Below are 14,919 nucleotides of genomic sequence, written 5' to 3' on the forward strand. Positions count from 1 at the left end.
TATAATTTTTAAGAATTCATTTCTTTTAAGTTTTCTACTTTGTTTCTTTCCAAGAAAGCATCAATGGTTTCAAAATGTTCAACAACTCGTTGCTCTTTAAACTCATATACTTTTTCTGACAATCCTTTTAAGAAATCACGATCGTGAGACACCAATATTAAAGTACCATCAAAATTCTGTAGCGCTTCTTTAATTACATCTTTAGAACGTAAATCTAAGTGATTGGTAGGCTCATCTAATATTAAAACGTTTACAGGTTCTAATAGTAATTTTACCATGGCCAAACGAGTTTTTTCACCTCCAGACAACACCCCTACTTTTTTATCAATATCATCACCCTTAAACATAAAAGCACCTAATATGTTTTTTATTTGAGTTCTAATATCTCCTACAGCAACATTGTCTACTGTTTCAAAAATAGAAATATCATTGTCTAACAAAGAAGCTTCATTTTGAGCAAAATACCCAACCTTAGCATTGTGCCCTAAACCACAAGTTCCTTCAAAATCTATTTGTCCCATAATAGCTTTAATCATGGTAGATTTCCCTTGACCGTTTTGCCCTACAAAACTTACTTTTTCTCCTCTGGCTATAGCCATGTTGGCATCTTTAAAAATTACATGATCTCCATATGATTTACTCATGTTTTCCACTTTTACAGGATAATCACCTGAACGTGGTGATGGTGGAAATCTTAATCGTAAAGAAGAAGAGTCTACTTCATCTACCTCTATGATCTCTAATTTTTCTAACATACGTTTACGAGATGCTACAGAAGATGCTTTAGAATAAGTTCCTTTAAAACGTTCTATATACAACTTGTTATCTGCAATCATTTTTTGTTGCTCGTCATATGCTTTTTGTTGATTAGCTCTTCGTTCTTTTCTTAACTCTAAATAATGAGAATAGTTTGCTTTGTAATCGTAAACTTTCCCCATAGAAACCTCTAAAGTTCTGTTGGTAATATTATCTACAAAGGCTTTATCGTGAGAAATTACAATTACTGCTTTTGCTTTGTTAAGTAAGAAATTTTCTAACCATATTACTGATTCAATATCTACGTGGTTGGTAGGCTCATCTAATAAAATTAAGTCAGGTTTTTTTAATAAAATTTTAGCCAACTCAATACGCATTCTCCATCCCCCACTAAACTCTGATGTAGGTCTATTAAAATCTTCTTGTTTAAAACCTAAACCTTTTAAGGCTACCTCTACCTCTGCTTCAAAGTTAACATCTTCTAAAGCATAGTATTTTTCACCTAAATCAGAAACACGCTCAATAATCTTCATATACTCATCAGATTCGTAATCTGTACGAGTTTCTAATTGCTTATTCAGATCTTCCATTTCGGCCTTCATTTCAAAAACCTCTTTAAAAGCTTTTGAAGCCTCTTCTATTACCGTGCAATCATCACCTGTTAATAAATGCTGAGGTAAATAAGCAATAACGGTATCTTTAGGACAACGAATTCCTCCACGAGTTGGAGTCTGCAATCCTGCAATAATTTTCATCATGGTAGATTTACCAGCCCCGTTTTTACCCATTAAGGCAATTTTATCATTTTCGTTAATTACGAAAGACACATCACTAAACAAGGTATGCCCACTAAATTCTACTGCTAAATTATCTACAGAAATCATAAAAAGTTTTTTAAAAGCACAAAAATACAAAAAAACAACCCTAGACTAATGCCTAGGGTTGCTCTATTTTTTACGTGAAATAAATTAAAAACTTGCCATTACTGACTAATGAAATGGCAAGTGATAACTAGAAACTATTAAAACTATCTTATTGTAGTAACAAGAATAGGATAATACATGATAAAAAAAGATTCTACGATCCGTTGGTATTTTCTGTGTGTAGATAAAACTAAACTCTATTTTAGAAAATAAAACTTATTAAATACTAATTACAATCTATTATTTCAACCTAATAACCCATTGTCAAACAAAGGGAACTTACAATTAGTAAAACAAATATCTTTTAAAAAACCTCCCAATTCTTATATTATGATTTTGCTAATTTTAGAAAAAACTTCCGTTTCGTAGAACTTTTTTAGCACGTAGATAAAACTACGTACTTATACCTACAAAACTAAGTAATAAATACATTCAAACCAAAGTAAAAACAATCTTTTTTTTATTTTTTAAAAAACCTAAAAAAACACCAATCATCTGTATAACAGAAACTAAACTGTATTTTAACAGTTAAACTTTATTTCCACAAAAAAAACCTCAACAAATATCTTGTTGAGGCTTGTCTTTATAAAAGTAACTACGTAATTAAGAAACTGGCTTTACCTCTAAAACTATTTCTTTTTCATCTTCTTCAGAAAATTTAATGGTTAAAGCTACCACTGCTGTTAGTATTACTAAAATACCAATTACAAAATAACCACTAGCTACCGCTTGTGAAGATGCCATAGATTGAGCTGCTTTAATAACCTCTGCACTAGCACCTGAGGTTTCTACAATAGCTGCTTGTTCTGCAACAGCAGATTTAGATTTTAATAAAATAGCTGCTAAAAATGCCCCCACGTTTCCTCCTGCCCCAACAATACCACTAATAGACCCTATGGCTTTCTTATTAATAAAAGGCACTACAGAAAAAGTTGCACCCTCTGCCATTTGTACAGATAAACTAAAACAAATTAGAAAGATAAAGGCTACAATAAAATTATCTACAGAAGCAAATGTTGCCAACATTAATCCTTCTACTGTTAATATTACGGTTAAGAACAAAACTCGTCCTCTAAGTCCTTTTAATTTACCAAATTTATCTCCAAAGAAACCACCTAAAGTTCTAGCAAAAATATTCATTAACGCAAAAGACAACACCAAATTACCAGCAGTTACACGCTCTAACTGAAAAGTGTTTTGCAAATAATCATCCATGGTACCGTACACTGTAAGCTCCATTCCAAAACAAGCTGCATAAACTAAAAATAAAATCCAAACTCTATAATCTTTAACAGCTACTCCAAACCCAGCTTCATCTTTCTTAAGTTCTGGCATTTGACCAGATGCTTTTAACTCTTTAAAGTTTCCTTCTGGAGTATCTTGTGTACAGAAATAATAAACAATTCCCATTAAGAAACAAATAACTCCTGCAATAATCATAGAATATCTCCAAGCTTCTGTTTCTGCTACACCAAAACTAACTACTGCTGCAGCTATTAAAGGCATTCCTAAACGGTTAGCACCCCCTCCTAAATTCCCCCACCCGGCAGAAGTAGCATTTGCAGTTCCCACAATATTAGGAGCAAACATAATAGAAGTATGAAATTGAGTAATTACAAAAGAAGCACCTATAAAACCAATAAATAATCTACAAATTAAAAACTGCATAGGTGTTTGTACCAAACCAATACATATTACAGGTATAGATCCTACAGCTAACAACCAAGTATAACATAATCTTGGTCCGTATTTATCACATAATTTACCTATTAGTAAACGGGCAAAAACAGTACCTGTTACTGCTAATATAATTGAGTTCCATTTTTGATCTGGAGTTAATCCTAAATCTTTAACCACTTGTGGCATAAAAGGCACAATTCCAAACCATGCGAAGAAACACATAAAAAAGGCTATAGATGTAATCCAAAATGTTTGAATTGGCTTACTCTTTAAATTGAATAACTCTAACTTTGTTGCTTTTTGTGACATTGACATATCCTTGTTTTTTAACGAATTCATAAAACTACGTATTAAACTACGTATTTATACGTGCAAAAATACGTGTATTGATGAAATGAAAAAGTATATTAGGTTCTTTTTTTAGCCAGAAACGAAAATAAAAAAGATTATATGTGATAACTCAAAAAATAAACTGTTTTATAATTCTTTTAAAACTGCATATTGGCAGTTTTATTGATGACTGTATATTTCAAGATAATTCTATCATTTAAAACACAACAAAATAAATGTATTAATCCATGAGCATATTTAAAACCATACTATCAAAACGCAGGACTTTAAAAATCCTAAGCAATTCTTCTTTAGAAATAAATCAACCAGAAAATTTTTCTAATGATATTAATGAAATGTTAGAACTAGCAGGCAAAGCTCCGTTTCATTATCCAGCAAACACAAAAGCGGTTGAACAGCATCAATTAAAATCGATCGCTCCTTGGCGGTTTTATGTACTAGACAGCAAAGCTTGTAGAGATTTAGCTGCTTATTATTTAAATCATAAAATAGAAGGTGGTAAAATTGTACAAATGCTAAACTGTGCTACTGCCCTTATTCAAGCAACTTGGATTCCCGAAGAGTCTGACTCTAAAGAGAGGGAGTTAAATCAAAAAAATATAGAACACATTGCTGCAACCAGTGCTGCTATTCAAAATTTACTTTTATCAGCAACAGAAAAAGAATATGAAAATTATTGGTCTAGCGGAGGAACTTTAAGAGATGAAAATTTTAAAACACTTTTAAAAATACCTAAGAATGAACAATTACTAGGAAGTATCTTTTTATTTAAAGATGTAGACACCGCAAACACCAAACAAATTAAGGGTGCTTGGAGAAATAAACAAGGTAAAAATAAAGACTACGCAACGTTTATTAATATATAGGAATCTTTGTATTTTTGCTGGACTAAAAAACAGAAAATGAAAAAAATAACAGCCATACTTCTATTTATTTTTACTGCTCAATTAAGCGCTCAAGAAATAGGGATCCGTTTAGGTAGTTTTGGAGGAAATAGTGTTGCTATTGATGGTATTGTAAATTTTGAAGACCACACACGTTTACACGGTGATATTACTTTTGGAGAAGGTATTGGTGCTAATTTGCTATACGATTTTAAAATAAACGACATAAAACTAGCTAATTTAAATTTTCAATATTATTTTGGAACAGGTTTGTCTACTTTTGTAGGAGATCCTTTTATATTGGGAGTAAATGGTGAAGCAGGAATAGAATACCTATTCAAAAAAACTCCTATAACTTTAGGTTTGGATTGGAGACCCCAATTAAACATTATCACAAAAACTTCTTTGGAAATTCTTCAATTTGGTTTTAATATTCGTTACAGAATTAACGAATTATAATTAGTACTTATGCAAAAGAAAATAAACATACAGAATAAAAGAGCTCGTTTTGAATATGAAATTCTAGACAAATATGTAGCTGGACTGGTATTAACAGGAACCGAAATTAAATCTATTAGATTAAGTAAAGCTAGAATTACAGATAGCTTTTGTGAATTTAATGAGAGCGGAGAACTGTTTGCTATTAATATGTTTATTGAGGAGTATTTGTACGGAAATGCTTACAACCACAAACCCAAAAGTTCTCGTAAATTACTTTTAAACAAAAAAGAGTTAAAAAAACTGAATAAAGAAGTGCAAACCGGTGGTTTAACTATTGTTCCTTTAAAAATGTTTTTAAACGATAAGGGATTGGCTAAATTAGAAATTGCACTTTGTAAGGGTAAAAAATTATACGACAAAAGACAAACGATTAAAGATCGTGATAATAAAATATCTTTAGACCGAGTTAAGAAAAGCTATTAATGCTAATGGCTTGGCTTAAACTTATTAGAATTAAAAATCTTTTACTTATAAGTATTAGTCAAATTCTTATTGTTTGTTTTTTATTTTCATATCATCAGCTAACTCCTGTTGTATACCTTTATTTATTTTGCACTTTTTGTTTAGCAGCAGCAGGTAATATTATTAATGATTATTTTGATGTAACTACAGATGCTACAAACAAACCCAACAAACAAATTGTAGGAAAACATATTTTACCTAAAAATGCTTTTGGGGCATATATCATATTTAATTTATTAGGATTAATAGCAGGAACCTATGCTTGCATTCTTTTGCAAAGTGTTTTATTGTATTTTTACGGAATTCCTGTTATTCTATTATTATATCTCTACAGCAAACAATTAAAAGGAATTCCTTTTTTAGGAAATTTTATCATTGCAAGTTTTACAGCTTTTTCTATTTTATTTTTTTTGATGATAATTCCTAGCAATCCTTATCAAAAACAAATTATTTATATTTTAGCTTTTTTTGCTTTTGCACTAAATCTAATCAGAGAAATTATTAAAGATATAGAAGATGTTAAAGGAGATAAAAAAGCAAATCTAAAAACCTTACCCATAATTATTGGAACAACTAGAACAGTTGCTATTTGCAAATTTTTAATCATCGTTACATTAATCAGTTTTGTAATACTTTTATACGTAACCAATACTATTTATATAAAACTATATATTCTAATTACACTAACTATCCCTCTTGCCTATTGCTTTCAGCTACTAAAATCAGCTGTTAAAAAAAACGATTTTTCCAGAATTAGTGGAATTCTTAAATTAATTATAGGATTTGGAATTTTAGCTGTATTTTTTGCTTAAACAAAACTATATGCTTTCAGAAATATTAAACAAATACAAAATTATACTAGGATCTAAATCTCCTAGAAGACAACAATTTTTAAAAGAATTAAACATAGCTTTTGAATCAAGAACGGTAGATAGTCAAGAAATATATCCACATCATTTTAAAGCAGAAGAAATTACTGAATTTTTAGCCGAATTTAAATCAAACGCTATTAAACTAAGTAATAATGAATTATTAATTACTGCCGATACCATTGTATGGTCTAATAACAGGGCTTTAGAAAAACCTCAAGATAAAAAAGAGGCTATTAAAATGTTAGAAGAACTTTCTAACAACAATCACCAAGTAATTACCTCTATTTGCATAGCCACTACTAAAAAAACAAAAGTAATTACAGAGAAAACAAAAGTCTACTTTGGAAAGCTTTCTGAAGAGGAAATAGAATTCTACGTAAACCACTACAAACCTTTTGACAAAGCAGGAAGTTACGGTATTCAGGAATGGATTGGATTGATTGGTGTTACCAAAATTGAAGGGAGTTATGCCAATGTAGTAGGACTACCTGTACAAAAGTTGTATACAGAACTTAAAAACTTCTGATTTTATTGACTTCCAACCATATAAAATTATTACTTTTGCCCCACAATTAATGTTAGAACTGTAAAATGAAAAAATACACTTACACAGAGAAAAAAGATACCCGTTCAGGTTTTGGTGCTGGATTAGCTCACTTAGGAAGAACAAATCCTAATGTAGTTGCACTATGTGCTGATTTAATTGGTTCATTAAAAATGGATGAATTTATTAAAGAAAACCCTGAAAGATTTTTCCAAATTGGTATTGCAGAAGCTAACATGATGGGAATTGCTGCTGGTTTAACTATTGGTGGAAAAATTCCTTTTACAGGAACGTTTGCTGGTTTTTCTACAGGTCGTGTTTACGATCAAATTAGACAATCTATTGCGTACTCTAACAAGAACGTAAAAGTTTGTGCTTCTCACGCAGGATTAACACTTGGAGAAGATGGTGCTACTCACCAAATATTAGAAGACATTGGATTGATGAAAATGTTACCTGGTATGACGGTTATTAATACTTGTGACTACAACCAAACTGAAGCAGCTACTATTGCTATTGCAGAACACGATGGACCTGTTTACTTACGTTTTGGTAGACCCGTAGTGCCTATTTATATGCCTAAATTTACTGAAACTGAACACGAAAATAAATTTGTGATTGGTAAAGGAATCCAAATGACAGAAGGAACTGATGTAACTATTGTTGCTACAGGTCACTTAGTTTGGGAAGCTTTACAAGCATCTGAAGAATTAAACGAAGCTGGAATTAGTGCAGAAGTAATTAACATTCACACAATTAAACCTTTAGATGAGGAATTAATTTTAAAATCTGTTGGTAAAACAGGATGTGTTGTTACAGCAGAAGAACACAACTTCTTAGGAGGTTTAGGAGAAAGTGTTGCTAGAACATTAGCATTAAACGCTCCTGCACCACAAGAATTTGTAGCAACTAAAGATACTTTTGGAGAATCTGGAACACCTGCTCAATTAATGGACAAGTACGGATTAAATACAGCTGCTATTGTAGCTGCTGCTAAAAAAGCAATTAAAAGAACATAGTTCTTATTTTAATACCTAAAAAAAAGGGCTTCCATATATGGAAGCCTTTTTTTTCTATATGCTATTTTATCCTAACCAAGAATTTAACATCCACAATGTTTTTTCTTGTTCACTTATAAAGTCACTCACCATAGAATTAGTTCCTTCATCATCTGCATCACCAGACAAGTTTAGTATTTCTCTTTCTAAATCTAATAGCTGACTATATCCTGCAACCACTAAATTAACAGCTTCTACATCGTTAGATACATTTTTACCTACTGCAATTTTAGATACCTCTAAATAATCTGTAAAAGTATGTAATGGTGTTCCTCCTAGGGTTAAAATACGCTCTGCTATCTCATCAATTTTTAATTGAGAATCTCCGTAATACTCCTCAAATTTTACATGCAATTCAAAAAAGTTTTTCCCTTTAATATTCCAATGCAATCCTCTTAAATTTTGATAATGGATTTGATAGTTGGCCAACAAACCATTTAACTTGTTTATCACTTTTACAGAATATTCATTTTCAATTCCTACAATTGTATTTTTCATCTTATTGATTTTAAATTCATTGTAAATTTAATCAGAAATAGTAAAGCAACTCTATAATCATAATTGATAATTTTAATATCTTTATAGATAGTATTGATACCTAATAAATAAATCATGACGATTACTCAATTAAAGTACGTTTTAGCTGTTGCAGAACATAAAAACTTTACCACAGCATCTGAACATTGTTTTGTTACCCAACCTACGCTAAGTATGCAAATACACAAATTAGAAGAACAATTGGGTATTCAAATTTTTAACAGAAACAAAAAACCTATTGAATTAACAGAGGTTGGTAAAAAAATTGTGGCTCAAGCTAAAACTATTGTCAACGAAAGTAGTCGTATTACCGATATTGTAGAACAAGAAAAAGGATACATTGGTGGTGAGTTTAAGTTGGGAATTATTCCTACTATTATGCCTAGCTTACTTCCGTTATTTTTAAAAAACTTTAACAAAAAATTCCCTAAAGTTGAGTTAGTTATTTATGAATTAACAACGTCGGAAATAGTTCAAAAATTATCAGATGGACATTTAGATGCAGCCATTGCAGCTACTCCTTTATTAAATGATAACATTGTAGAATCTCCAATTTATTATGAACCTTTTATTGGTTTGGTTAATAAAAACCACAGACTATACAATCAAAAAAACTTACATCCTGGCGATTTAGACATTGAAGATTTACTACTATTAGAAGACGGACATTGTTTTAAAGAAAGTGTTTTAAACATTTGTAGTTCTTTAGGTCACAAACACAAAAAGAAATTTGCACTACAAAGTGGTAGTTTTGATACGCTTATAAAATTAACCAAAGAAGGATTAGGAATGACTTTACTACCTTATTTACATTCTTTAGATTTAAGAGAAGATGATAAGCTTTTAATTCGTGAATTTGAAAAACCATATCCTGCAAGAGAAGTGAGTATGATTTATCATAAATCAGGATTAAAACTGCAAATTATTAACGCTTTAAAAGATGAAATTTCGGGAATATTACGTGGTGTTATTGCTTTTAGTAATGTGGATATTATTAGCCCATTAAAACTAAAAAAATAAGACATTTGACAAACTCATAAAAAAACACTAATTTAATATATATCAAATCTCCCTTCATGCAATCAGTTACTAGAATATTTGATTTTCCGTTGTATCAATTAGAAAATCTTCCCTTAGAAAAAGCCTTTACTACTAAGTATAACGGCCAATGGGTTTCTATTTCTACACAAGAATATATTAAACAATACAACCTTGTTTCCAAAGGTTTGTTAGAATTAGGGATTCAAAAAAATGATAAAATAGCAATTATATCTACCACAAATAGAACAGAGTGGAATATTATAGATATGGGTATTCTACAAACAGGTGCACAAAATGTACCTATATACCCTACTATTTCAGCTACTGATTATGAATATATTTTAAATCATTCAGAAGCTACTTATTGTTTTGTTTCAGACAAAGAGGTATTGGCTAAAGTAAAGGCTATAAAAGAAAACACACAATTAAAAGATGTTTATAGTTTTGATGAAATCGAAGGAGTTAAAAATTGGAAGGAACTTTTAAAAATAGGAACCACCGCCTCTAACGACCAACAGTTAGAAGATCTTAAAAATAGCATTCAAACTAACGATTTAGCAACTATTATATACACCTCAGGAACTACAGGAAGACCTAAAGGAGTTATGATTAGTCACAACAACCTTATTTCTAATGTTATAGATAGTGCTCCAAGAATGCCAAAATCAGACGGAAGCACAAAATCATTAAGTTTTTTACCTGTTTGTCATGTTTTTGAACGTATGATTCTTTATCTATATCAATACGGAAGTATTCAAATATACTTTGCAGAGTCTTTAGAATCTATTAGTGATAATTTAAAAGAAATTCAACCGAGTATAATGACAGCCGTTCCAAGGTTGTACGAAAAAGTATATGATAAAATTTATGCCAAAGGAAGAGAGTTAACAGGTATCAAAAAAGCCTTATTTTATTGGGCTGCTGATGTAGGTTTAAAATACGAACCGTTTGTAGACAAAGGATGGTATTACAGCCTACAACTAAAAATTGCTAGAAAATTAATTTTAAGCAAATGGAAAGAGGCTTTAGGAGGTAATTTAGACATTCTAGTTTCTGGTAGTGCTGCTTTACAACCTAGATTGGCTAGAGTTTTTGCAGCAGCAGAAATGCCTATTTTAGAAGGTTATGGCTTAACAGAAACTTCTCCTGTAATTTCAGTAAACGATATTATAAACAAAGCCTTTAAAATAGGAACCGTGGGTAGACCTATTCCTAACGTAGAAGTTAAAATAGCCGAGGATGGAGAAATTTTAGTAAAAGGTCCTAACGTAATGTTAGGTTACTATAAAGATCCAGAAAAAACAAAAGAAGTAATGACCGGGGACTACTTTCATACCGGAGACATTGGAGAGTTAGATAATGATGGATTTTTAAAAATAACCGATCGTAAAAAGGAAATTTTTAAAACCTCTGGAGGTAAATATATTGTACCTACTCTGTTAGAAAACGAACTAAAACAATCTCGTTTTATCGATCAAATTATGGTGATTGGTGAAGGAGAAAAAATGCCTGCAGCTTTTATTCAAATTAATTTTGACTACGTAAGAGATTGGTGTAAAATAAAAGGAATTCCTAATATGAACACCAACTTAGATTTAGTAAACTGTCCGCAAGTAGCAGAAAGAATTCAGCAAGAAATTACACTATGTAATAACAAATTTGGAAAATGGGAACAAATTAAAAGATTTGAATTAACTCCAGATGAATGGACCATAGATGGAGGGCATTTAACCCCTACCATGAAAGTAAAGCGTAAAGTAGTTTTAGAAATTTATAAAGATTTATTTGATAAAATTTACAGAAAAAGCTAAGCTCTTTTACCTAGTTCTATAACTTCTAAGTTTAAAATTTCTCCTTTGATAATCTGAAATCTTAACATCGTTCTAACTTGATGAAATCCATGTTTACCTGCAGCTCCAGGATTCATGTGTAACAAACCCAATTTTTGATCGTATTGAACTTTTAAAATATGCGAATGCCCACTAATAAATAATTTTGGTGGGTTTTCTTTTATCTGTTCTTTAATTCTAACATTATATCTATTAGGATAACCACCAATATGGGTCATCCAAACATCCAACCCATTTACTACAAACCTGTTGTCTAACGGAAATTCTGCCCTAGCTTCTGTACCATCAATATTGCCATATACAGCTCTTAAAGGTTTTAAAGCTTTTAGTTTATCGGTTACGGTAATAGTTCCAATATCTCCTACATGCCAAACCTCATCAGCCTGCTTAACATATTTTAAAATAGCATCATCAATATAACTATGGGTATCGGAAAGCAACAATATTTTCATGTTACAAAAGTCGATATTTTTTCTGAATCTAAACACAAGTTCACGCTATAGATTGTGTTGATTGTACGGCTTGAATTCAATACCTTTATCACATCAAAAAACAAGCAATTGAGATACTTTGCAGAACTTTCTTATTTAGGGAAAAATTACCACGGATGGCAAATTCAACCCAATGCCATTAGTGTACAAGAGGTGGTACAAAACACCCTAACAACCATTTTAAGAACTCCCACAGAAGTTGTGGCTGCTGGTAGAACAGATTCAGGAGTACATGCCTCACAAATGTTTATTCATTTTGATACGGATGTAGAATTAATTTCTGACATACACTGTTACAAAATAAACTCTTTATTACCCTATGATGTTGTGTTTCATAAACTGTTTAAAGTAAATAGCGAAGCCCACACACGTTTTCATGCCACCAAAAGGAGTTATGAGTATAGAATTTTGTTAGGTAAAAGTCCTTTTACGACAGATATTCAATGGCAAATCAATAAAAAATTAAATATTGATGCTATGAACAAATCGGCAAGTTTTTTGCTAGACTACACTGATTTTAAATGCTTCTCTAGATCTAAAACAGATGTAAGAACTTATAATTGCGATATTTACAGAGCAGAATGGATTCTAAACGGAAACGAATTGGTATTTCACATTTCTGCAGATCGTTTTTTACGAAACATGGTAAGAGCAATTGTTGGTACTTTGTACAATGTAGGATTGGGAAAAATAAAGCCCGAAGAAATTAGAACAATCATAGAAAGTCAAAATAGAATAAACGCAGGAGCTTCGGCACCCGCACATGGACTATTTTTAACCGAAATAACATACCCAGACACTATTAAAAATGGCATCTAATAAAAAAACAAAAGTATTCGACACAAACGTATTTAGTCGTATTTTGAGCTATGCCTCAGCCTATAAATCCCTATTTATTCTTTCTGGGATTTCTTCTATTTTACTAGCAGGTGTGGGTGCTTTACGTCCTTACTTAATTATTAATGCAATTGATAAATACGTATACACAAAAACCGAAGAAGGTTTTTTAACACTAGTACTTATAATTCTTGGAGCTTTAATTGCCGAAGTTTTATTTCAGCTTGTTTTTATTTTCTTGGCCAACTTATTAGGTCAGAACGTAATTAAAGACATAAGAACCAAATTATTTAAACACGTACTTTCTTTTAACATGGCCTATTTTAACAACTCATCTGTTGGAAAAATGGTAACTAGAGTTGTATCTGATGTAGAAACAATTGCTCAGTTTTTTAGTCAAGGTCTGTTTATGATTGTAAACGACATTTTAAAAATGGTTTTTGTAGCTGTAATGATGCTATACATTAATTGGAAACTTGCCTTAATAGCTTTTATTGTATTGCCTATTTTAATTTACGCAACCAAAATATTTCAAAAAGCCATTAAAACTGCTTTTCAGGAAGTTAGAATGCAAGTAGCCAACTTAAATGGTTTTGTGCAAGAAAGAGTTACCGGAATGAAAATTGTTCAACTTTTTAACAGAGAAAAAATTGAATACGATAAGTTTTATGAAATCAACAAAAAACACAGATCGGCACACATAAAAACAGTTTGGTATTTTTCTATTTTTTATCCGGTTGCCGAAGTATTATCATCTATAGCTATTGGTTTATTAGTATGGTTTGGAGGTAAAGAATTGGCTATTGATGGAAATGTAACTCAAGGAGAAATTGTAGGTTTTATTATGATGACAGAAATGTTATTTAGACCCCTAAGACAAATTGCTGATAAATTTACCACCCTACAAATGGGAATGGTTGCCGGAGATAGAGTGTTTGAAATTATGGATACAGAAAGCCATATAGATGCACAAGGAACCTACCAACCTACTGCTATTAAAGGAGCTATTAACTTTAAAAATGTAGTCTTTAGCTATACCAAAAGTGAGCCTGTATTAAAAGGGATTTCTTTTGATGTAAGACAAGGAGAAACCGTTGCCATTGTTGGAGCTACAGGTGCAGGAAAATCTACCATTATTAATTTAATCAATCGTTTTTACGATATTGATAGTGGTTGTATTAAAGTAGATGGAACAGATGTAAAAGATTACAATCTTAACTTTTTAAGAAACGAAATTGCAATTGTATTACAAGATGTTTTCTTATTTTCTGATAGTATTAAAAACAACATCAGCTTACAAAAAAAGGAAATCTCTATTGCCGAAATTAAAGAAGCAGCAGAACAAATTGGAATTTCTGATTTTATTGAAAGTTTACCCGGTGGTTTTGAATACAATGTAAAAGAGCGTGGAGTGATGCTTTCTTCGGGACAAAGACAATTAATTGCTTTTTTAAGAGCCTATGTTTCTAACCCAAGTATTTTAATTTTAGACGAGGCAACTTCATCTATAGATTCACATTCTGAACAAATGATTCAATTTGCAACAGACAAAATTACAGAAGGCAGAACTAGTATTGTAATTGCTCACAGATTGGCAACTATTAGAAATGCCGATAAAATTATTGTATTAGATCAAGGAAACATTGTAGAGCAAGGAAATCATCAAGAATTGATTAATATTACGAATGGTTTTTACAAAAATCTACACGACAAACAATTTTCAAATCAACAAACTGCATAAGATGAAAAAGATATATCAAACCACCAACGCTCCTAGCCCAGTAGGGCCTTACAACCAAGCTGTTTCTGTAAACGGAATTTTATATGCTTCGGGACAAATAGCAATTCATCCTAAAACGGGAGAATTAATTATTGACAATATTGTTGATGAAACTCATCAAGTAATGAAAAATATACACGCTATTTTATTAGAGGCAGGTGCTACTTTTGAAAATGTAATTAAAGCTTCTATTTTTATTGCTAACATGGACAATTTTGCAGAAATCAACAAAGTATATGCTAGCTATTTTAACGAAGATACGGCTCCTGCACGCGAATGTGTAGAAGTAGCAAGGTTACCCAAAAATGTAAATATCGAAATTTCAATTATTGCTCATTTATAAAACTAAAAT

At 31.1% G+C, this 14,919-nt stretch carries 15 protein-coding genes; 11 read left to right on the forward strand and 4 right to left on the reverse strand.

The window, feature by feature from the left end:
- Positions 1-8: 8 nt before the first annotated feature.
- Both GGR97_RS05650 and GGR97_RS05655 read right to left on the reverse strand, forming a co-directional pair.
- Positions 9-1,640, reverse strand: coding sequence for an ABC-F family ATP-binding cassette domain-containing protein (locus GGR97_RS05650; protein ID WP_167897540.1), 1,632 nt, complete (start codon positions 1,638-1,640; stop codon positions 9-11).
- 642 nt (positions 1,641-2,282) lie between these two features.
- Positions 2,283-3,668 carry an MFS transporter gene (locus GGR97_RS05655; protein ID WP_245229457.1) on the reverse strand — a complete coding sequence of 462 codons (1,386 nt, stop codon included), beginning with the start codon at positions 3,666-3,668 and terminating at the stop codon, positions 2,283-2,285.
- 269 nt (positions 3,669-3,937) lie between these two features.
- Between GGR97_RS05655 and GGR97_RS05660 the strand changes: the two genes are divergently transcribed.
- From GGR97_RS05660 to GGR97_RS05685, 6 genes are all read left to right on the forward strand, one after another.
- Positions 3,938-4,576 carry a nitroreductase family protein gene (locus GGR97_RS05660; protein ID WP_167897542.1) on the forward strand — a complete coding sequence of 213 codons (639 nt, stop codon included), beginning with the start codon at positions 3,938-3,940 and terminating at the stop codon, positions 4,574-4,576.
- 36 nt (positions 4,577-4,612) lie between these two features.
- Complete coding sequence (locus tag GGR97_RS05665) at positions 4,613-5,053, forward strand: outer membrane insertion C- signal (RefSeq protein ID WP_167897543.1); 441 nt, start codon at positions 4,613-4,615, stop codon at positions 5,051-5,053.
- A gap of 9 nt (positions 5,054-5,062) precedes the next feature.
- On the forward strand, positions 5,063-5,518 hold the full coding sequence (gene smpB / locus GGR97_RS05670; protein ID WP_167897544.1) for an SsrA-binding protein SmpB: 456 nt from the start codon (positions 5,063-5,065) through the stop codon (positions 5,516-5,518).
- 5 nt (positions 5,519-5,523) lie between these two features.
- Positions 5,524-6,369, forward strand: coding sequence for a geranylgeranylglycerol-phosphate geranylgeranyltransferase (locus GGR97_RS05675; protein WP_167897545.1), 846 nt, complete (start codon positions 5,524-5,526; stop codon positions 6,367-6,369).
- Between the two features lie 10 nt (positions 6,370-6,379).
- On the forward strand, positions 6,380-6,955 hold the full coding sequence (locus tag GGR97_RS05680) for a Maf family nucleotide pyrophosphatase (RefSeq protein WP_167897546.1): 576 nt from the start codon (positions 6,380-6,382) through the stop codon (positions 6,953-6,955).
- A 65-nt stretch (positions 6,956-7,020) separates the two neighbouring features.
- Positions 7,021-7,992 (forward strand): transketolase family protein, encoded by a 972-nt coding sequence (locus GGR97_RS05685; RefSeq protein WP_167897547.1) that lies wholly within the window; start codon positions 7,021-7,023, stop codon positions 7,990-7,992.
- 66 nt (positions 7,993-8,058) lie between these two features.
- Here the strand turns inward: GGR97_RS05685 and GGR97_RS05690 are convergent, their stop codons facing one another.
- Positions 8,059-8,529 carry a Dps family protein gene (locus GGR97_RS05690; RefSeq protein ID WP_167897548.1) on the reverse strand — a complete coding sequence of 157 codons (471 nt, stop codon included), beginning with the start codon at positions 8,527-8,529 and terminating at the stop codon, positions 8,059-8,061.
- A gap of 114 nt (positions 8,530-8,643) precedes the next feature.
- Here GGR97_RS05690 and GGR97_RS05695 point away from each other — a divergent pair, with 114 nt between their 5' ends.
- Positions 8,644-9,588, forward strand: coding sequence for a LysR family transcriptional regulator (locus GGR97_RS05695; RefSeq protein ID WP_167897549.1), 945 nt, complete (start codon positions 8,644-8,646; stop codon positions 9,586-9,588).
- A gap of 56 nt (positions 9,589-9,644) precedes the next feature.
- On the forward strand, positions 9,645-11,420 hold the full coding sequence (locus GGR97_RS05700; protein WP_167897550.1) for an AMP-dependent synthetase/ligase: 1,776 nt from the start codon (positions 9,645-9,647) through the stop codon (positions 11,418-11,420).
- Here GGR97_RS05700 and GGR97_RS05705 read toward each other — a convergent pair.
- Positions 11,417-11,911, reverse strand: coding sequence for a metallophosphoesterase family protein (locus GGR97_RS05705; RefSeq protein ID WP_167897551.1), 495 nt, complete (start codon positions 11,909-11,911; stop codon positions 11,417-11,419). The two genes, GGR97_RS05700 and GGR97_RS05705, sit on opposite strands and share 4 nt — an antisense overlap.
- 108 nt (positions 11,912-12,019) lie before the next feature.
- Between GGR97_RS05705 and truA the strand changes: the two genes are divergently transcribed.
- Genes truA through GGR97_RS05720 form a run of 3 tightly spaced genes read left to right on the forward strand, consistent with a single transcriptional unit; the run spans position 12,020 to position 14,910 of the window.
- The gene (truA, locus tag GGR97_RS05710; protein WP_167897552.1) at positions 12,020-12,769 is read left to right on the forward strand and encodes a tRNA pseudouridine(38-40) synthase TruA; all 750 of its coding nucleotides are present in this window, start codon (positions 12,020-12,022) and stop codon (positions 12,767-12,769) included.
- The gene (locus tag GGR97_RS05715; RefSeq protein ID WP_167897553.1) at positions 12,759-14,528 is read left to right on the forward strand and encodes an ABC transporter ATP-binding protein; all 1,770 of its coding nucleotides are present in this window, start codon (positions 12,759-12,761) and stop codon (positions 14,526-14,528) included. The genes truA and GGR97_RS05715 overlap by 11 nt, the downstream gene beginning before the upstream one ends.
- A gap of 1 nt (position 14,529) precedes the next feature.
- The gene (locus tag GGR97_RS05720) at positions 14,530-14,910 is read left to right on the forward strand and encodes a Rid family detoxifying hydrolase (RefSeq protein ID WP_167897554.1); all 381 of its coding nucleotides are present in this window, start codon (positions 14,530-14,532) and stop codon (positions 14,908-14,910) included.
- Positions 14,911-14,919: the final 9 nt, after the last annotated feature.

This window comes from Wenyingzhuangia aestuarii, from assembly GCF_011927765.1.
In the GTDB taxonomy this organism is placed as follows: domain Bacteria; phylum Bacteroidota; class Bacteroidia; order Flavobacteriales; family Flavobacteriaceae; genus Wenyingzhuangia; species Wenyingzhuangia aestuarii.

Coding starts and splice junctions, on each gene's coding strand:
- GGR97_RS05650 (WP_167897540.1), bottom strand. CDS start 1,640: ATGATTTCTGTAGATAATTTAGCAGTAGAATTTAGTGGGCATACCTTG.
- GGR97_RS05655 (WP_245229457.1), bottom strand. CDS start 3,668: ATGTCACAAAAAGCAACAAAGTTAGAGTTATTCAATTTAAAGAGTAAG.
- GGR97_RS05660 (WP_167897542.1), top strand. CDS start 3,938: ATGAGCATATTTAAAACCATACTATCAAAACGCAGGACTTTAAAAATC.
- GGR97_RS05665 (WP_167897543.1), top strand. CDS start 4,613: ATGAAAAAAATAACAGCCATACTTCTATTTATTTTTACTGCTCAATTA.
- smpB (WP_167897544.1), top strand. CDS start 5,063: ATGCAAAAGAAAATAAACATACAGAATAAAAGAGCTCGTTTTGAATAT.
- GGR97_RS05675 (WP_167897545.1), top strand. CDS start 5,524: ATGGCTTGGCTTAAACTTATTAGAATTAAAAATCTTTTACTTATAAGT.
- GGR97_RS05680 (WP_167897546.1), top strand. CDS start 6,380: ATGCTTTCAGAAATATTAAACAAATACAAAATTATACTAGGATCTAAA.
- GGR97_RS05685 (WP_167897547.1), top strand. CDS start 7,021: ATGAAAAAATACACTTACACAGAGAAAAAAGATACCCGTTCAGGTTTT.
- GGR97_RS05690 (WP_167897548.1), bottom strand. CDS start 8,529: ATGAAAAATACAATTGTAGGAATTGAAAATGAATATTCTGTAAAAGTG.
- GGR97_RS05695 (WP_167897549.1), top strand. CDS start 8,644: ATGACGATTACTCAATTAAAGTACGTTTTAGCTGTTGCAGAACATAAA.
- GGR97_RS05700 (WP_167897550.1), top strand. CDS start 9,645: ATGCAATCAGTTACTAGAATATTTGATTTTCCGTTGTATCAATTAGAA.
- GGR97_RS05705 (WP_167897551.1), bottom strand. CDS start 11,911: ATGAAAATATTGTTGCTTTCCGATACCCATAGTTATATTGATGATGCT.
- GGR97_RS05715 (WP_167897553.1), top strand. CDS start 12,759: ATGGCATCTAATAAAAAAACAAAAGTATTCGACACAAACGTATTTAGT.
- GGR97_RS05720 (WP_167897554.1), top strand. CDS start 14,530: ATGAAAAAGATATATCAAACCACCAACGCTCCTAGCCCAGTAGGGCCT.